The organism is Rothia sp. (in: high G+C Gram-positive bacteria), assembly GCF_015265375.1.
In the GTDB taxonomy this organism is placed as follows: Bacteria; Actinomycetota; Actinomycetes; order Actinomycetales; family Micrococcaceae; genus Rothia.
Window position 1 is genome coordinate 1 of the sequence record NZ_JABZXW010000045.1, and the last position, 17786, is coordinate 17786.

15 protein-coding genes and 2 pseudogenes are annotated in these 17786 nt (G+C 60.4%); 15 read left to right on the plus strand and 2 right to left on the minus strand.

What is annotated here, in order from left to right; genetic code table 11:
* The first annotated feature begins 100 nt into the window (after positions 1-100).
* Positions 101-1462 (plus strand): histidine--tRNA ligase, encoded by a 1362-nt coding sequence (hisS, locus tag HXO69_RS06595; protein ID WP_296546061.1) that lies wholly within the window; start codon positions 101-103, stop codon positions 1460-1462.
* A gap of 262 nt (positions 1463-1724) precedes the next feature.
* Here the strand turns inward: hisS and HXO69_RS06600 are convergent, their stop codons facing one another.
* Complete coding sequence (locus HXO69_RS06600) at positions 1725-2132, minus strand: DUF559 domain-containing protein (RefSeq protein ID WP_296546064.1); 408 nt, start codon at positions 2130-2132, stop codon at positions 1725-1727.
* Between the two features lie 13 nt (positions 2133-2145).
* Between HXO69_RS06600 and HXO69_RS06605 the strand changes: the two genes are divergently transcribed.
* Positions 2146-2283 (plus strand): hypothetical protein, encoded by a 138-nt coding sequence (locus tag HXO69_RS06605; RefSeq protein ID WP_246823687.1) that lies wholly within the window; start codon positions 2146-2148, stop codon positions 2281-2283.
* A 212-nt stretch (positions 2284-2495) separates the two neighbouring features.
* On the opposite strand, the pseudogene HXO69_RS08970 reads toward HXO69_RS06605, so the two are convergent.
* Positions 2496-2681: pseudogene (locus HXO69_RS08970) on the minus strand (type IV toxin-antitoxin system AbiEi family antitoxin domain-containing protein); the annotation flags it as partial.
* Between the two features lie 417 nt (positions 2682-3098).
* Between HXO69_RS08970 and aspS the strand changes: the two are divergent.
* From aspS to HXO69_RS06670, 13 genes and pseudogenes are all read left to right on the plus strand, one after another.
* Positions 3099-4871, plus strand: coding sequence for an aspartate--tRNA ligase (aspS, locus tag HXO69_RS06610; protein WP_296546067.1), 1773 nt, complete (start codon positions 3099-3101; stop codon positions 4869-4871).
* Between the two features lie 208 nt (positions 4872-5079).
* On the plus strand, positions 5080-5607 hold the full coding sequence (locus HXO69_RS06615; protein WP_296546069.1) for an adenylate kinase: 528 nt from the start codon (positions 5080-5082) through the stop codon (positions 5605-5607).
* A gap of 101 nt (positions 5608-5708) precedes the next feature.
* Positions 5709-6143, plus strand: a complete 435-nt coding sequence (gene dtd, locus HXO69_RS06620; RefSeq protein ID WP_296546071.1) for a D-aminoacyl-tRNA deacylase — start codon at positions 5709-5711, stop codon at positions 6141-6143.
* A 185-nt stretch (positions 6144-6328) separates the two neighbouring features.
* Positions 6329-7843 (plus strand): replication-associated recombination protein A, encoded by a 1515-nt coding sequence (locus HXO69_RS06625; protein ID WP_296546072.1) that lies wholly within the window; start codon positions 6329-6331, stop codon positions 7841-7843.
* Positions 7844-8557: 714 nt separating this feature from the next.
* Positions 8558-9190, plus strand: a complete 633-nt coding sequence (gene rpsD / locus HXO69_RS06630; RefSeq protein ID WP_296546074.1) for a 30S ribosomal protein S4 — start codon at positions 8558-8560, stop codon at positions 9188-9190.
* Positions 9191-9495: 305 nt separating this feature from the next.
* A complete protein-coding gene (locus HXO69_RS06635) occupies positions 9496-9930 on the plus strand; it encodes a DUF948 domain-containing protein (RefSeq protein WP_296546075.1) in 435 nt (144 codons plus the stop codon).
* Complete coding sequence (locus HXO69_RS06640) at positions 9930-10424, plus strand: peptide chain release factor 4 (protein WP_296546077.1); 495 nt, start codon at positions 9930-9932, stop codon at positions 10422-10424. The genes HXO69_RS06635 and HXO69_RS06640 overlap by 1 nt, the downstream gene beginning before the upstream one ends.
* Positions 10425-10556: 132 nt before the next feature.
* The gene (gene alaS, locus HXO69_RS06645) at positions 10557-13244 is read left to right on the plus strand and encodes an alanine--tRNA ligase (protein WP_296546079.1); all 2688 of its coding nucleotides are present in this window, start codon (positions 10557-10559) and stop codon (positions 13242-13244) included.
* 2 nt (positions 13245-13246) lie between these two features.
* The gene (gene ruvX / locus HXO69_RS06650; RefSeq protein WP_070543592.1) at positions 13247-13810 is read left to right on the plus strand and encodes a Holliday junction resolvase RuvX; all 564 of its coding nucleotides are present in this window, start codon (positions 13247-13249) and stop codon (positions 13808-13810) included.
* A complete protein-coding gene (mltG, locus tag HXO69_RS06655) occupies positions 13807-15000 on the plus strand; it encodes an endolytic transglycosylase MltG (RefSeq protein WP_296546082.1) in 1194 nt (397 codons plus the stop codon). Before ruvX ends, mltG begins: the two co-directional genes overlap by 4 nt.
* A gap of 200 nt (positions 15001-15200) precedes the next feature.
* Positions 15201-16136 carry a shikimate dehydrogenase gene (locus HXO69_RS06660; RefSeq protein WP_296546084.1) on the plus strand — a complete coding sequence of 312 codons (936 nt, stop codon included), beginning with the start codon at positions 15201-15203 and terminating at the stop codon, positions 16134-16136.
* A gap of 119 nt (positions 16137-16255) precedes the next feature.
* Entirely contained in the window at positions 16256-17473 is a 1218-nt protein-coding gene (gene aroC / locus HXO69_RS06665; protein ID WP_070678302.1) for a chorismate synthase, read from the plus strand.
* Positions 17473-17786 (plus strand): annotated as a pseudogene (locus tag HXO69_RS06670) (shikimate kinase); the annotation flags it as partial. The gene aroC and the pseudogene HXO69_RS06670, both read left to right, overlap by 1 nt.

A 17786-nucleotide genomic window follows, 5' to 3' on the forward strand; every position in this document is an offset into this window, starting at 1 on the left:
AGTGGGTGCTGTGCTGGGGTGGGTGTTGGTATGATGGGTAGATATGCCCGGAGGTGTTCCGGGGTTTTGTTGTCGAGTTCTTTGTCAAGGAGTATCGCGTATGGCTCGCAAGGCTTCGCTGTCTGGTTTTCCCGAGTATCTTCCGGCTGAGCGGTTGGTTGAGAATCATGTTCTGGACACTTTGCGTGAGACTTTTGAGTTGCACGGTTTCTCCCCGATTGAGACTCGTTCGGTAGAGACTATTGAGCAGCTGCTGCGCAAGGGTGAGATTGACAAAGAAGTTTACGCAATTTCTCGCCTGCAGGAGGACGAGGCTGCGAAGGCTAAGGAAAAGCTGGCTCTGCACTTTGACCTGACCGTGCCGTTTGCCCGTTACGTGGTGGAGAACGCTGGTTACCTGAATTTCCCGTTCTCGCGTTACCAGATTCAGAAGGTGTGGCGTGGTGAGCGTCCGCAGGAGGGTCGTGCCCGCGAGTTCACTCAGGCTGATATTGACGTGGTTGGCGACGGCGAGCTGCCGTTCCGTTACGACGTGACCTTGGCACTGGTTGTTGTTGATGCACTGTCGAAGCTGCCGATTCCTGAGTTCAAGCTGCGTGTGAATAACCGCAAGCTGGCTGAGGGTTTCTACCTGGGCTTGGGTTTGACTGATACTGCGGCTGTTCTGCGTTCTATTGACAAGCTGGAGAAGATCGGTGCTGAGCGTGTGGCTGAGGAGCTGCAGGCTGAGGCTGGTGCGAGCGCGGATGCTGCCGCTGCCGCCTTGGAGCTGGCGCAGATCCGCACTGAGGATGCTTCTTTTGTGGAGCAGGTGCGTGCGCTTGCGGCTAAGTATTCGGTGGAGCATGAGCTGCTGGATCAGGGTCTTGCTGAGCTGGCTGAGGTCATTGAGGAGGCGGCTCGCCGTGCGCCGGGTAAGGTGCTGGCTGACCTGTCGATTGCTCGCGGCCTGGACTACTACACCGGCACCGTGTATGAGACTGTTCTGGTTGGTCACGAGTCGCTGGGTTCGATCTGCTCGGGCGGCCGTTACGAGTCGCTGGCATCGAACGGTAAGAAGACGTACCCGGGTGTTGGCCTGTCGATTGGTGTGACCCGCGTGGTGGCTCGTATCCTGTCGCAGGGTTTTGCGCAGGCGAGCCGTAAGGTGCCTTCGGCTGTGTTTGTTGCCCTGACGAATGATGAGGGCTGGTCCGCCGCGAACGATGTTGCGGATGCACTGCGCGCCCGTGGCATCGCCTGCGAGGTGTCTGCGAACGCCGCGAAGTTTGGCAAGCAGATTAAGTACGCCGAGAAGCGCGGCATTCCGTTCGTGTGGTTCATCTCTTCGGATGAGTCGGGTGCCCCGGTTCACGAGGTGAAGGACATCCGTTCGGGTGAGCAGGTTGCTGCTGATCCGAATTCGTGGATGCCGCCCGCTGAGGACCTGCACGTTCAGATTGTGCGTGCTGAGGGCCTGTAATAGTTAGGTAAATAGTAGGGGCCTGTCATACCCTGTTGGGTTTGGCCGCTGTAGTATCTGGCTGCTCTGAGCCTGCATATGGACTCGCATATGGATGTGTACCCGCCTGGTGGGGAGGATATTGGCCTCCCTGCCGGGCGGGTCTTTTGTGTGAGCCCAGATTTTCGATAGGTTAGTGTCTTCTCGATAGGCTAGTGTCTTCGCCGTGGGTCTTTAACCCGGGGTGAAGACACTAACCTATCGACTGAGGCGTTTCCTCGCTTTATCTCAAGAGTAGTTTCCGCAGGTGGGTGATGACTTCCCGTTCTTTCTGAAAGATGTCTGCCCACGTGAGGTGCACGACCGTCCAGCCGGCGCGGGCTAGGGCACGGTCGCGGGCGGCTTCGTAGCGGTCCCTGCCGGGGTGGTCCACGTATTTCTGTTCGCCGTCGAACTCGAGAATGACCCGCGCCTCGGGCCAGGCGAAGTCCACTCGATAGTTACGGCCCTCGCATGAAATCGGGTACTGCGTTACGGGGAGGGGCAGCCTGTGCTCCATGAGTAGGCACCGGGTGAGGCTTTCACCGGCCGACTCGCTGGATGCATCCACCGCCTGCGCCAGAGCACGCCCGGAGGAACCGCCGTACCCGGTGAGGTTCAGCAGAATCTCGGTCACCTCATGGGGTTCCAAGAGTCCCCGCCGCATGATGGAGTCAGCGAGGACTACCGCCTCCCGAAAGGGCATGCTGCGCGTGCAATCCTGCAGCGTGCGAGCCACCGTCGTAACCATGATGGATGTGCCCGGCAACCTGGTGACTTCCTCGGGGCCAGTGGCGCTGTAATGCCGGGTGATTCTTCCCCTGTCAGAGGTGCTATGACTACAGCTATACACGCTTATCATTTGGGGAACAGAGAGTACATCAAGTCCCCATAGCGCCGCGGCTGATGTGTGGGAGAAGATCCCTTGAAGACCCATCATCTGAGCAGCGATGCACCGTACCGTGAGCCGCTCTTCGGGGGTGAGCGCTTGGGCATCGCGGGTGTAAATATAGGCTCCTCGCTGGATACGTTGCAGAGACCCTTCCGCCACTAGCTTGCGAATGCGTTTCGGACCGATTCCTCGCAGGTTGAGCATCTGGGAGTTCAGCACGAATGGGTGTAGTTCTGCGGCGCGGGTAATTTCTGGTGTAGTCGGTAGTACGTTTGGGACGCGTTGCCACGGAATAGTTACGGTGTTCATAGACTTTATCCTGGCAGGCTGTGTGAGGTTGTGGGGCTTGTTCGTGAAATCTGTGGATAACTTCGCGGATTCTACCGAAAAAGTGTTTGTCCACAGGCATGCGGAGTGGATTCCCCGGTAATACTTCGATAGGTTAGCGGCTTTTCGATAGGTTAATGCCTTCACCCCGGGTTAAAGACCCACGGCGAAGACACTAACCTATCGACCGCAGACACCCACGAACCGGCCGCCCTACCCGCATCCCGCCTCCGCACCCCATTTTCTGGCGCCTGACTTGCCCAGACTTGCCCCCTCCCGCCCTCGACCTGCCCGGAGGGGATACAATATATGAGGCGCACGCAGTGTGCGCATATCATCAACCGCGTGTACCCGGCTACTGTCTATAGTCGTGAGGTGCCCGCTATGAAAGGAATGTCTGTGCTTCGCACTCACACCAACGGCGAGCTGACCGCCGCAAATATTGGAGAGACTGTTACCCTGACCGGTTGGGTGGCTCGCCGCCGCGACCACGGTGGTGTCGCTTTCGTTGACCTGCGTGACCGTGAGGGTGTCACCCAGTGTGTTTTCCACAATGAGGCTGATTTTGAGCACCTGCGCAACGAGTATGTGCTGCGTGTGACCGGTCTGGTGACTAAGCGCCCGGAGGGTAACGAGAACCCGAACCTGGCGACTGGCGAGATTGAGGTTGAGGTGTCCGCCGTTGAGGTGCTGAACACTGCCGCTCCGCTGCCTTTCCAGATTGACGAGCACGTTGAGGTGGGTGAGGAGGCGCGCCTGCGCTACCGCTACCTGGATCTTCGCCGCCCGGAGCCGGCTCGCATCATGCGTCTGCGTTCGGACGCGAACCGTGCGGCACGCAACCTGCTGGCCGAAGACGGCTACATTGAGGTTGAGACCCCGACCCTGACCCGTTCCACCCCTGAGGGTGCGCGTGACTTCCTGGTGCCGGCTCGTCTGGCTCCGGGTTCTTGGTATGCTCTGCCGCAGTCCCCGCAGCTGTTCAAGCAGCTGCTGCAGGTGGGCGGTATTGAGAAGTACTACCAGATTGCCCGCTGCTACCGTGACGAGGACTTCCGCGCGGACCGTCAGCCCGAGTTCACCCAGCTGGACATTGAGGCTTCGTTCGTTGACCAGGAAGACATCATTGACCTGGGCGAGCGCATCGTTGAGGCTGTGTGGAACCTGATTGACGTGAAGGTTCCCCGCCCGATTCAGCGCATGACCTACAAGGATGCGATGGAGAAGTACGGTACGGACAAGCCTGACCTGCGCTTCGGCCTGGAGCTGACTGAGCTGACCGAGTACTTCAAGGACACCACTTTCCGCGTGTTCAAGGCTCCTTACGTGGGTGCTGTTGTGATGCCCGGCGGCGCTTCTCAGCCCCGCCGTACCCTGGACGCTTGGCAGGAGTGGGCTAAGCAGCGCGGCGCTAAGGGCCTGGCTTACGTTCTCATTCAGGAGGATGGCGAGCTGACCGGCCCCGTGGCTAAGAACATTACCGACGCTGAGCGTGCTGACCTGGCTGAGGCTACCGGCGCGAAGCCCGGCGACTGCATCTTCTTCGCTGCTGGCGAGGCTAAGGCTTCCCGCGCGCTGCTGGGCGCTGCTCGTGTTGAGATTGGTCACCGTACCGGCCTGATTAAGGACGGCGAGTGGTCCTTCGTGTGGGTTGTTGACGCTCCCATGTTCGAGTCTTCTGCTGAGGCTACTGAGTCCGGTGACGTGGCTCTGGGTCACTCCGCGTGGACTGCTGTGCACCACGCGTTCACTTCCCCGAAGCCTGAGTTCATGGACACTTTCGACACCGACCCGGGTTCGGCTCTGGCGTACGCTTACGACATTGTCTGCAACGGTAACGAGATTGGTGGCGGTTCGATCCGTATTCACCGCCGTGACGTGCAGGAACGCGTGTTCGCTGTGATGGGCATTGGTGAGGAAGAGGCTCAGGAGAAGTTCGGCTTCCTGCTGGATGCATTCAAGTACGGCGCACCGCCCATGGGTGGTATCGCGTTCGGTTGGGACCGCATCGTGTCCCTGCTGGCTGGTGTTGATTCGATTCGCGAGGTTATCGCGTTCCCGAAGACCGGTAACGGCTACGATCCGCTGACTGCGGCTCCTGCACCGATTACTCCGGAGCAGCGTAAGGAAGCTGGCGTTGATTTCAAGCCGAAGAAGAAGGACGAGGAGTAATCTTCTCCAGTCTTTGGTCGTGCGCCCCGGTCGGGGTGTGAGGCTGTGCGGTGTGAACCCGGTAGGGTGTTCTGGGCTGTGAGGCTCGGGTCTTGCCGGGGCGCCGTTGAGGGTGGGCTGTGTATTCTGCTGGTGCAGGGTCGCAGCCCACCTTTTGTATCAACTGGCGTGCGTGCCAATTTGTGTACTAGACAAAGGGGAGGGGAGCATGCGCATCCTGATTGCGGGTCCGAGCGGTAGCGGTAAGACGACGTTTGCGGCGCGGTTGGGGCGCCTCCTGAACATTCCGCATACGGAGATGGATTCGTTGCATTGGGGTCCGGACTGGACTCCGCGCCCTAGTTTTGAGGCGGATGTTCAGGCGCTCATTGAGCGGCCCGCGTGGATTACGGAGTGGCAGTATCCGCAGGTGCGTGGCCGCCTGTTGGAGCGTGCGGATGTGGTGATTTATCTGCGCTATAGCCGCGCGGTGGTGATGTGGCGTGTGGTTCGCCGGACGGTACGCCGCGCGGTGACGGGGCAGAAGCTGTGGGCAGATAATGTGGAGCCGCCGCTGTGGAATATTCTGCGCGACCCGGACAACATGATTCGGTACACGTGGAGGAGCTACCCGCACGTCGGGGAGCTGTTGGCGGAGGCTCGCGGGCAGCATCTGCAGAAGCGGTTTATTGAGTTTCGTACTCCGCGGGCGGCGAACCAGTTTTTGCGTGCCGTGCAGTTGCGCGGCGTACTTTGAGGCGGCAGCTTCTAAATCGGCTGCCTCTAGACCGGCCGCCGCGAATAGTAAAAGAGATGTGCGAGCCCGGTGAAAGCCGGCTCCATGATGAAAGGTGAACGATGCGAGTAGTTATTCAGCGCGTAACCCGCGCGGCGGTGCGCGTGAACGGTGAGACGGTCGGCGCGATTGACCAGCCCGGCTACCTGGTGCTGGTCGGCATCACGCACGGTGACGGTGCGGCGCAGATTGCGAAGCTTGCCGATAAGACCGCGAACCTGCGCCTGCTGGAGGGGGAGAAGTCCCTGATCGATGAGGGCGCACCCGTGCTGGCGGTTAGCCAGTTCACCCTGTACGGGGACGCGAAGAAGGGCCGCCGCCCCTCCTGGTCTGCTGCTGCGCCCGGTGCGGTGAGTGAGCCGCTGTTCAACGACTATGTTCAGGCGCTTCGTGAGCGTGGCCTGCACGTGGAGACCGGCGTGTTCGGTGCGGATATGCAGGTGGAGCTCGTCAATGACGGCCCGGTGACCCTGATTCTCGATAGTGAGACCCTTTAAGAGCGGCGCTTTCGATAGGTTAGTGGATTGCCCCGAGGTTTAAAGCCTTGCCCCGGGGTTTAAAACCCACGGCGAAGACACTAACCTATCGAAAACCCGTGTGGTGTCACGCCGCGAGCTAAATCCGCAGCTATATATCCACACTCCGTACCCGCCTCCAGATTGTGAAACGATAGAGTAAGACTATGGCTGATTCCCTCTTTGATCTTGAGTTGCCCGATGACGGGGACCGCGTGAGCCTGATTGGTGCGCCCGCTGAGGAGCCCGCCTCCTCGCGCGCCTCTGCGTCGCGTGCGCACTCTTCCCGTTCGGCGTCTCGTGCACCTTTGGCGGTGCGCATGCGTCCGCGCACGATTGATGAGGTCCTCGGCCAGGAGCATCTGCTGACTCCGGGTGCGCCTCTGCGCGTTTTGGCGGGGGAGAACGCCGGCCCGGCTGGCCCGTCCTCGGTGATTCTGTACGGCCCTCCGGGTACGGGTAAGACCACTCTGGCGCATGTGATTGCGCGCGCGCCGGGCCGCAAGTTCGTGGAGCTTTCGGCGATTACCGCGGGCGTGAAGGACGTTCGCGCGGTCATGGATCGGGCGCTGCTCGACCGTGACATGTACGGCACGACCACCGTGCTTTTCCTTGACGAGATTCACCGTTTCACGAAGGCTCAGCAGGATGCGCTCCTGCCCGGTGTGGAGAACCGCTGGGTGATTCTGGTGGCGGCCACGACGGAGAACCCGTCGTTCAGCATTATTTCGCCGCTGCTATCGCGCTCGCTGCTGCTACGGGTTCATTCGCTGGAGCAGTCCGATATTGAGCGGCTGATTGACCGTGCTCTGGCTGACCCGCGCGGTTTTGGTGGTGCGGCGGTCATTGATGCGGATGCGCGCGCCCACCTCGCGGCAGTTTCCGGAGGCGACGCTCGCCGCTCCCTAACCTCGCTGGAGGCGGCGGCTGCGATTGCCTTTAGCGAGGCCGAACAGGCTTCGGCAGAACCTGGCAGCTCCGCGGAAGATTCGGCAGACCCGGCGGGGGAAGCGGGGGAGAAGGACCCGGAACCCGCCGCGCCCGTGCGCATCACCCTGGCGCACGCCACGGAGGCGGTGGACCGCGCCGCGATCCGCTACGACCGTTCGGGCGACCAGCACTATGACGTGGTGAGCGCGTTCATCAAGTCCATGCGCGGCTCTGACGCTGACGCCGCGGTGCACTACCTGGCGCGCATGCTGGAGGGTGGCGAGGACCCGCGCTTCGTGGCGCGTCGCATCATGATTCTGGCGAGTGAGGATATTGGTCTGGCCGATCCGCAGGCGTTGCAAGTGGCGACGGCTGCGGCGCAGTCGGTGGCGTTGGTGGGCATGCCGGAGGCGCGCATTATCCTCTCGCAGGCGGTGATTTATTGTGCGCTCGCGCCGAAGTCGAACGCCGCGTATAACGCGATTAACCGTGCGATTGCGGATGTCCGTGCGGGTGCTTCGGGTCAGGTTCCGGTGCATTTGCGTGATGGTCATTATGCGGGGGCTAAGCAGTTTGGTCACGGTGAGGGGTACATTTATGCGCATGATGCGCCGGGCCACGTGGCGGCGCAGCAGTACCTGCCGGATACCCTGCGCGGCACGGTCTACTATGAGCCGACTCAGCATGGTTTTGAGCGCACGTTGACGGAGCGTCGTGAGCGTATCCGCAGGATTCTTGACGGCGGCAACTAGCCGCGCCGATTCATCGCGTGAACTAATCGCGCGAACTGGCCGCGCGCATCAATCACACGAAACCACCCGCGCGGGAGGGTTCGCCGGGCAGCTTACTGCGCCTCCTAAAAGACCCCACCGCCTAAAAGGGGGTAAACAGAAAGCGGTGCGTAGTACCTCGGTAGTACTGCGCACCGCATCAGAGTTTTGAGTTGTGATAGACGTCTTGACTGTCGGCCAATCCCGGAAGGGCGGAGGTCAAGCTTGTTATGGTCTCTAGTCTAGGCGATATGGGGGTCTGATTCAAGCTATTCCCATAGATTCACAGGTTAAAAATAACGAAATGATTACAATCCAACATCTCGGCGCCGCAATTTTTCGGGGAAGGTGCACCTAAATAGCGCTGACGGGTGCAAATATTTTCTGTTGGGGTCGTGTGGGCAACCATCAAAAACCCACATGCGCCGTGATTTGAACCAAAGATTCCCCAAAAGGCTGGTAAAGCCCGGGCGCATCCGGTAAGCTTGACGGGTCTGGCAATTACTATGCCCCTGTGCGGGTGTCAGTAATGTAGCTACGGGGTACTCTGCCCCGAGCTCTCCGCCCCACCGCTGTACAGCAACGACCGAGTTGGTCGCGTACGGATTCCGGCGGGGTCAACCGAGGAGGCCAGTATTCAAATAGACCGAGGCCCCACCCGTGAGGGTGCAGGAGCCTCACATAGAAAGGTAGATTGTGGCTAAGCACAACCGCACCCGCCGTACCGTGCGTCAGTCCCGTGCCCTGGGCATTGCACTGACCCCGAAGGCAGAAAAGTACCTCGAGCGTCGTCCTTACGGCCCCGGCCAGCACGGCCGTGCCCGCAAGAAGGCTGACTCCAACTACGCTACCCAGCTGAAGGAAAAGCAGCGTCTGCGCGCTCAGTACAACATCCGCGAGGCACAGATGCGCCGCGCATACCTCGAGGCAAAGCGTACCGAGGGCCAGACCGGTAAGAACATGGTCGAGCTGCTCGAGACCCGCCTCGATGCCCTGGTTCTGCGTGCAGGCTTCGCCCGCACCATTGCACAGGCACGTCAGATGGTTGTTCACCGTCACATCATGGTTGACGGTGTTCGCGTGGACCGCCCCTCGTTCCTCGTCAAGCCCGGCCAGCTGATCCACGTTCACCCCAAGGCTGAGAAGACTGCCCCCTTCCAGGCTGCGGCTGCTGGCGAGCACCAGGCAGTTCTGCCCGAGGTTCCCGCATACCTGAACGTTGAGATTGAGAAGCTGCACGCAAAGCTTGAGCGTAAGCCCAAGCGTGAAGAGATCCCCGTGATCTGCGACGAGCAGCAGGTCGTTGAGTACTACTCGCGTCTGGCATAATCTCGATTTTTCGAGAAGCAACCCGTCCTGCACCGGTTTGGTGGGGGCGGGTTGTTCCCGTTTAACGCGCGGGTTTTGGGGCTTATACACCAGAGGGGAGAGGCGCCGCTGAACCTGTGAATCTTCCGTCGCTGGGAGTTTCATGAGAGTTTAAGGGGCGCTTGAAGGATTTATCGACTAAAATAAGGGATTGAGCTGTGTATATAGTCCTGAACTGTGTATGCAGTCCGGCTGCGCGCCACGGTGGCACGCGGTCCTGTACGACTATTGATAAGCATCATGCATTGAGCGGAATGGGGTTATAGATGACCGGCGGAGATATTGCGGGCCTGATTGCAGCGGGAGTTTTTGCGATTCTGGTGGCTCTGCTTGCGCTACCCATTATTCGCCTGACTAAGGTGTTTGATGAGCTTATCGTGACGATTCGTTCGCTGAACCAGAGCACCGGCCCCCTCATTGAAGAGGTGACTCGCACTGTGGTGACCACCAATGAGCAGTTGGAGAAGGTTGACGACATCACCTCGAACGTTTCGGATGCGTCCGCGAACGTTTCTGCGCTGTCCTCGCTGGTGACTTCGACCGTGGGTCAGCCGCTGATTAAGGTTGCTTCCTTCTCGTACGGTGTGCGTCAGGCATTCCGCGGCGGTAAGTCGTCCGGCGATGCACACGGCAACACCCACGCTGGCGGCCAGTACGGCTCGGCACAGGGCGGCTCTTACTCTGCAGGCGGTGAGAACTAATGGGTCTGCTTCGTTCAGCTCTTCTGCTCGGCGCCGGTGCGGCGGTTGGTTACTTCGCGTCCCGACGTGCCGCCTCCGAACCTGCTCAGCGTACCCCCGGCAGCGCCTTGCTCATGCGTGAGCACGGTGAGCTTGCCCTCAACCCGGAGTCTCAGATGGGAAAGTTCTTCGATTCGCTGATTGGCAAGCCCCTGCAGCCGTATGCGTTGCGTGCTGTTGAGTTCGCCGCCCGCGTGCGTGAAGGCATGCAGGAGAAGGAGATGGAGCTCAACGCTAAGGTGGAGCGCCAGAAGCAGGATTTGCGTCCTGGTTCTCTGGACACCTGGGATCGTCAGATGAGCTCGGCTGAGATTGAGTCCACGAACCGTCGTTTGGCGGAGCGTGAACTCATTGAGGTGGAGGCTGAGATTGCCTCCTTGGAAGAGGCTCAGAAGCGAGCGCGTGAGCAGCGTATTGCGCGTGACCGTCAGCTCGGCGACGGCTTCTTCAACTAGGTTTTAAAAGGTGGTGCTTTTGTCCGTTAACCACGGTACGAGGGTGGCTCGATTAGCCATTTTGCTCTCGGACAGGCACCATAGGTCAGTAGACTAATTTAGAATTTCGCACAGATTACTCTAAGGAACGAGATGCTCTCACAGGAGATTTCCAAGCGCTGGATCGATTTCTTCGCTTCCCGCGGCCATACTGTGGTGCCTTCGGCATCGCTGATTTCGAATGAGCCCGGCGCTATGTTCACCATCGCCGGTATGGTGCCGTTCATTCCCTACTTCCTGGGCCGTGAGACCCCTCCGTTCTCCCGCGCGACCAGCGTGCAGAAGTGCATCCGCACCCTGGATATTGAAGAGGTCGGTAAGACTGCGCGTCACGGTACTTTCTTCCAGATGGCCGGTAACTTCTCCTTCGGTGATTACTTCAAGGAGCAGGCGATTCCTTTCGCTTACGAGCTGCTGACTACCCCTCAGGATAAGGGTGGTTTCGGTCTGGATCCGGAGCGCCTGTGGGTCACTATTTATGAGGGTGACGACGAGGCTTTCGATATTTGGCACAACAAGGTGGGTTTCCCTGCCGAGCGTATTCAGCGCATGGGCATGAAGGAAAACTACTGGTCGACCGGTCAGCCCGGTCCTGCAGGCCCCGACTCGGAGATCTTCTACGACCGTGGCCCCGCGTACGGTAAGGAAGGCGGCCCGGCGGCTGACGACGACCGTTACATTGAGATTTGGAACCTCGTGTTCATGCAGTACCAGCGTGGCGAGGGCATTGGCAAGGATGACTTCGAGATTCTGGGTGACCTGCCGAAGAAGAACATCGATACCGGTCTGGGCGTTGAGCGTCTGGCGATGCTGCTGCAGGGTGTTGAGAACTTCTACGAGACCGACCAGGTCCGCCCTGTTCTGGACGCTGCTTCTAAGCTGTCCGGTAAGAAGTACCACGGCTCTGAGTCCGCTGAGGATGAGGGCTACGAGGACGACGTGCGTATGCGCGTGGTGGCTGACCACATCCGCTCCTCGCTGATGCTGATTGCTGACGGCGTGACCCCCTCGAACGAGGGTCGCGGCTACATTCTGCGCCGCCTGATGCGCCGTGCGATTCGTGCGATGCGTCTGCTGGGCGTGACTGAGCCTTGCCTGCCCGTGCTGTTCCCGGCTTCTTGCGAGGCTATGAAGGGTGCGTTCCCGTACGTGGGTGACGACTTCGAGCGTATCTCCCGCATTGCGTACGCTGAGGAGAAGGCGTTCCTGCACACCATTGAGACCGGTACTGAGCGTCTGGAAGAGGCTGTTGCTGCCGCTAAGAAGGACGGCTCGAACTCGGTTTCTGGTGCTGAGGCGTTTGCTCTGCACGACACCTACGGCTTCCCGATTGACCTGACCCTGGAGATGGCTGCTGAGGCCGGCGTGAAGGTGGATGAGAAGGCCTTCCGCGAGCTGATGGCTGAGCAGCGTCACCGTGCGCAGGCTGACGCTAAGGCGAAGAAGGGTGCGTTCGCTGACCTGTCCGAGCTGCGTAAGCTCGTGGACGAGCGTGGCTCCATCTTCACCGGCTACACCGAGCTGCGTACCGAGACTAAGCTGCGCGCAATCCTGGTGGACGGCGTGTCTGTTCCCGCTGCTAAGGCTGGCGACAAGATTGAGGTTGTCCTGGACGAGACTCCGTTCTACGCGGAGGCTGGTGGTCAGGCAGCTGATACCGGTGTGATTACCGGCAACGGCTTCATCATTGACGTTCAGGACGTTCAGCAGCCCGTGAAGGGTCTGAGCGTTCACCGTGCCGTTGTCCGTGAGGGCGAGGTTCACACCGGTGCCGATGTTGTGGCACAGGTTGACGTTCAGCGCCGCCGCGACGGTGAGAAGGCACACTCGGGTACCCACATCATTCACGCTGCCCTGCACCAGGTGCTCGGCAACGAGGCTACCCAGCGTGGCTCCTTCAACAAGGAAGGCTACCTGCGTTTCGACTTCGCGTGGAACGAGGGTCTGTCCGAGTCCGCTAAGCGTGAGGTGGAAGAGGTCGCTAACCTCGCTATCCGCGATAACCACGAGGTGATTACCCGCGAGATGCCGCTGGCTGAGGCTAAGGCTCTGGGCGCTATGAGCCTCTTCGGCGAGAAGTACGGCGACGTGGTGCGCGTTGTTGAAATCGGCGGCGAGTTCTCCCGCGAGCTCTGCGGTGGTACCCACGTTGGTTCGTCCGCTGAGATTGGTTCGCTGACTCTGCTGACCGAGGGCTCTGTGGGCTCCGGTAACCGCCGTGTTGAGGCTCTGGTGGGTCTGGATTCCTTCAACCACCTGGCTGCTGAGCGTACCCTGGTGAACCAGCTGACCGGCCTGATGAAGGTTCAGTCCTCCGCTGACCTGCCGGAGAAGATTAACCAGACCCTGGCTAAGCTGAAGGCTGCTGAGAAGGAACTGGCTCAGCTGCGCCGCGAGAAGCTGCAGGCTGAGGCTGGCAAGCTGCTGGAGAACGCACAGACCATTGGTGCTGTTCGCGTTCTGGCACATGACGCTGGCGAACTGGACGCTAATGGCGTTCGTGACCTGGCTCTGAATCTGCGTTCGCGCTTCGGCTCCGAGGCTGCGGTTGTCGCTGTGGTGGGTGTGGCTAATGGCCGCCCCGTCGTCCTGGTGGCAACCAATGAGGGTGCTCGTGAGGCTGGCGTGAAGGCTGGTGCTCTGGTCCGCGTTGCTGCCGGTGTTCTCGGCGGCGGTGGCGGCGGTAAGGACGACGTCGCTCAGGGTGGTGGCCAGGACGCATCCAAGATTGGTGCTGCACTGGACGCTGTCCGCGACGCTATCGCACAGGCTCAGGCCTAAACATGGCAGAATTCCAGCGCGGAGTGCGGATGGGTGTCGATGTGGGCAATGCCCGCGTCGGCACCGCCCTCAGCGACCCCGACGGCATTCTCGCCACCCCGCTCAAGACGTTGCGCCGCGACGCGAAGAAGAACTCTGACCGCCGTGTTTTGCGCAAGCTGATTGAGGTGAACGAGGTGGTGGAGGTTTTTGTCGGGCTTCCGAAGACCATGCGTGGCGGGGATTCTCCCTCCACGGAAATGGCTCGGGAGTACGCTCAGGCTCTGCGCTCCGAGCTGGATGCCGAAGACAAAACACACATTAACATTTGGCTGGTGGATGAGCGACTCACCACCGTGAGCGCTCACCGTGCACTGCACGAGGCTGGGGTTTCCAGCCGAGATTTCAAGACTATGGTTGACCAGGTGGCGGCTGTGAACATTCTGCAGTACAGCCTGGATGCCCTCAAGGCGGGGCAGTCCGTAGCCGGGTACAAGGTGAGCGATCCGGCCCACGAAGAAAACCGACCGTCCGAGTCAGAAGGGACCACGGTCGGTGCCGTCAACGAAACGGAGAACCTTCAGTGACCGAACAGAATAAACATCCCGAAGAGAGCGGGCTCGACCTCTTTAGGCCCACGGCCGAGGACGAACGTAAGGGCATCACCGGCATCACGATGGAACAGGAAATCGTGTCGGTGGCTACGTTGCGTGCGCGTAAGCGCCGCCGCCGCGCCATCATGCTGAGCGCAATTTCCCTGTTTGTGGTGGCTCTGGTCATCATTTCTGGTGCCCTGATTACTCGCTACGACCCGTTCAAGAATCGTGACTACTCGGGTGGCGGTAACGGCACGACCGTTACGTTCACGATTCGTTCCGGCCAGTCCACCGCGCAGGTGGCGCAGGAGCTGGAAGAGGCTGGCATCATTGCTGATGCTGATAAGTTCATTGAGGTGTACACCAAGGAGAGCAAGGGCAAGTACCTGCAGCCTGGCACCTACGAACTGCAGCAGCACATGAGCAGCTCGAGCGCGATTACGACCATTATTGATGCGAACAGCAACGTACTGTACCTGGCGATTCCGCAGGGTAAGCGCGTGAGCGAGACCATCGACCTGATTGTTTCTGGCTCCGATGGCGCGTTCACCCGCAAGCAGGTTGAGGACGCGGTCAGCAACTACACCCAGTACGGTGTGCCGAGCAACTTCCCCTCGATTGAGGGTTGGCTGCACCCGGGTGAGTACCGCTTCCCGAAGGGCACCGACATCAAGAAGGTCATTCAGACCATGGTTGATAAGACCAAGGCTGACCTGAAGGAAGCCGGCGTGAGCGGCGACCAGAAGATCTTTGAGGTTCTGACCATTGCCTCCATCGTGGAGCTTGAGGCTCAGCCGAAGGACTACGTGGCGGTTGCAGGCATCATTGAGAACCGCCTGAACAACCCCGATGGTGAGACCTCGGGTCTGATTCAGTCGGATGCGACCGTGACTTACGGTCTGGGTGTCCGTTCGTACCACCTGACTGAAGAGCAGAAGGCCGATAAGAGCAATAAGTACAACACTTATGCGAATAAGGGTCTTCCGAAGGGTCCGATTGGTTCCCCGCAGCTGGCTTCGATTAAGGCTGCTGCAGCTCCCGAGAAGAACCCGTACTTCTACTGGGTGACTGTGGACCTGGATTCCGGTGAGACTAAGTACTCCCGTACGTACGCTGAGCACCAGCGTTACGTTGAAGAGTACAACCAGTGGTGTACTAAGCACCCGAACCGCTGTAGCTAAGTTGTAACTAAGCGGTTCAGCCGGTAGCTACGATTCGGTAGTTTTGGCGTGAAGGTTCCTTGCTGAGGCGGGTACCACCTCCACGAGAGTGGGGGAGGTGCCCGCCTTTGCTGTACCCGCTAAAATGGGAGGTGGCCCCCGTGGCCGTCCCTGTACCCAGCGTTGAGAACGACCCCCAGCGTGAGAGCGAAAGAGAGCCGATGAAGACTGAACCGTATCGCGAGGCCCCGTATCTTCGCCGTGCCTACGTGCTGGGGCACCCTATTGCGCATTCGCTGTCGCCTGCGTTGCATCGTGCGGCGTATGACTTTTTGGGTGAGGCGAATCTTGAGTACGATCGCCGCGATACTCTGCCCGATGATTTGCCGGAGATTATGCGCGGCGTGCGTCACCCGAAGGGTACGGAGGATGCCCCCTATATTGCGGGCCTGTCGGTGACGATGCCATTGAAGACCGCCGTTATCGAGTATTGCGATGAGTTGAGTGAGACTGCCCGCGTGACCGGTGCGGTGAATACGGTGTATCCGCGTGGTGAGAAGGTGCTGGGCGATAACACCGATGTGGTCGGCATTGTGAACGCGTTGCGCCATGCCGGTTTGGAACCGGACCTCAAGCGTGATGAGCCTGCCGTTGTTGGTGGGGGAGCGACCGCTATTTCCGCCCTGACCGCCTTGCATGCGTTGGGTTACCGCCGCGTGAGTGTGTACGCCCGTTCCCTGCATAAGCTTGGTAGCGTGCAGGAGGCGGCGGACCGCCTGGGTATTCAGCTGGAACAGATTTCCCTGGCTGAGTTGCCGCAGAATCTTGCGGAGCGCGGTCATCACCCGGTGGTGTCTACTCTTCCTGCTCATGCGGCGGACGAGTGGGCGAGCCAGCTGAGCGGGCTGAAGGGCGCCTCCGCGACGCACCGGCCGGTACTGCTTGATGTTGCGTATAACCCGTGGCCCTCGGTGCTGGCGAGCGCTTGGGAGGCGAACGGTGGCACGGTGGTTTCTGGCCTGGAGATGCTGCTGTACCAGGCGGTGGAGCAGGTTCTGCTGTTTACCGGCCGTGAACTGCAGCCCGCCGAACTGCTGGGTCTAATCAATGCGATGTGCGCGGCGGTTGATCTTGCGCCTCGCGCTTCCGTTTCGTGAAAAAAGCGTGCTTCCACTCGCTCAGTAAACGGGCATTTTATACACTATTTATACACGTGAAGAATTATTATTCCTTCCTCCTGTGCTTCGGTGCGGGTGCGATGAAAAGAGGTTAACCTATGGCCCTGCGTTGGCTCACTGCCGGAGAATCCCACGGCGAGGCGCTCGTCGGCATTATTGAGGGCGTACCCGCCGGTGTGGAACTCACCAGCGACATGGTGCGTGACGCCCTGGCTCGCCGCCGACTCGGCTACGGCCGCGGTGCCCGCATGAAGTTCGAGGAGGACCGCGTGCGCATCCTGGGCGGTGTGCGCCACGGCCTGACTCAGGGTGGCCCGGTCGCGATTGAGATTGCGAACACTGAGTGGCCCAAGTGGACTGACGTGATGAGCTCTGATCCGGTGGATCCGAAGCTGATTGAGGGTCGCGCACGTAATGCTGCGCTGACCCGTCCGCGCCCCGGTCACGCTGACTTTACCGGCATGCAGAAGTACAACTTCTCTGAGGCTCGCCCGGTGCTGGAGCGCGCCTCCGCGCGTGAGACTGCGACCCGCGTGGCTCTTGGCGTGGTTGCCGCCCAGATTTTGAAGGCTCTGGGTGTTGAGCTGGTTTCTCACACCGTGGCTGTGGGTGGCGTGCACGCTCCCGAGGGCGCCCCGGTGCCTTCGCCCCGCAACGTTGACCAGCTGGACGCTGACCCGCTGCGCTGCTTCGACAAGGCGACCTCCGACGCGATGGTTCAGCGCGTGGACGAGGCGCACAAGGACGGCGAGACTCTCGGCGGCGTGGTTGAGGTGCTCGCGTACGGTATGCCTCCCGGACTGGGTTCGTACGTGCACTGGGACCGCCGCCTGGACGCGCGCCTTGCCGCAGCGCTGATGGGTATTCAGGCTATTAAGGGCGTTGAGGTTGGCGACGGTTTCGCGACCGCTGACCGCCCGGGCACTGCCGCTCACGACGAGATTTCCATCGGTGAGCACGGCGTTACCCGCGATACCAACCGTGCAGGTGGTATTGAGGGCGGCATGAGCATTGGTGACCTGCTGCGTGTGCGCGCGGCAATGAAGCCCATTGCGACCGTGCCGAAGGCCCTGAAGACCATTGATACTTCCACCGGTGAAGAGGCTCGCGCCCACCACCAGCGTTCGGACGTGTGTGCTGTTCCCGCCGCTGGCGTGGTGGCGGAGGCTATGGTCGCCCTGGTGCTCGCTGAGGCTGCACTGGAGAAGTTTGGCGGCGACTCGATTGGTGAGACTCGCCGCAACATGGATTCCTACCTGGACGCTATCCCGGCGTCTCTGGCGTGGGAGTCTAACGTGGCTGGTTGGGACGCGTAGTGCCCCTTCCGGCGGAGTCTGAGGGCCGCGGCGTGGAAGGTCGCGGTTCCGGGGAGGTTTCTGTGGAACAGGGTGTTCGCCCGGTCGCTTCGAGCCCCCTTGCGCGTATTGCTGCGGCAACGCAACGTGCGCGAGGGGGCGCTTCGCCGCGCCCGGAACCCGGTGTATCTGCTGCGGCTGAGCAGAGTGTTGAGGCTGCAGGCGCTGGGGTTCGTGAGACTGCTGCGCGTGAGGCTGGCGCATCGGTTTCTTCCGCGTCAGTTTCTTCTGTGCGCCCGGCTTCTCGCGTGCCCACCCCCGCTGACCTGATGCG

Bases quoted from the DNA above. Each gene is read 5' to 3' on its own strand.
- HXO69_RS06640 (WP_296546077.1), top strand. From the start codon at position 9,930: ATGGGTCTGCTTCGTTCAGCTCTTCTGCTCGGCGCCGGTGCGGCGGTT.
- HXO69_RS06635 (WP_296546075.1), top strand. From the start codon at position 9,496: ATGACCGGCGGAGATATTGCGGGCCTGATTGCAGCGGGAGTTTTTGCG.
- HXO69_RS06625 (WP_296546072.1), top strand. From the start codon at position 6,329: ATGGCTGATTCCCTCTTTGATCTTGAGTTGCCCGATGACGGGGACCGC.
- ruvX (WP_070543592.1), top strand. From the start codon at position 13,247: ATGGCAGAATTCCAGCGCGGAGTGCGGATGGGTGTCGATGTGGGCAAT.
- HXO69_RS06660 (WP_296546084.1), top strand. From the start codon at position 15,201: ATGAAGACTGAACCGTATCGCGAGGCCCCGTATCTTCGCCGTGCCTAC.
- hisS (WP_296546061.1), top strand. From the start codon at position 101: ATGGCTCGCAAGGCTTCGCTGTCTGGTTTTCCCGAGTATCTTCCGGCT.
- aroC (WP_070678302.1), top strand. From the start codon at position 16,256: ATGGCCCTGCGTTGGCTCACTGCCGGAGAATCCCACGGCGAGGCGCTC.
- alaS (WP_296546079.1), top strand. From the start codon at position 10,557: ATGCTCTCACAGGAGATTTCCAAGCGCTGGATCGATTTCTTCGCTTCC.
- HXO69_RS06615 (WP_296546069.1), top strand. From the start codon at position 5,080: ATGCGCATCCTGATTGCGGGTCCGAGCGGTAGCGGTAAGACGACGTTT.
- dtd (WP_296546071.1), top strand. From the start codon at position 5,709: ATGCGAGTAGTTATTCAGCGCGTAACCCGCGCGGCGGTGCGCGTGAAC.
- HXO69_RS06605 (WP_246823687.1), top strand. From the start codon at position 2,146: ATGATGGAGTCAGCGAGGACTACCGCCTCCCGAAAGGGCATGCTGCGC.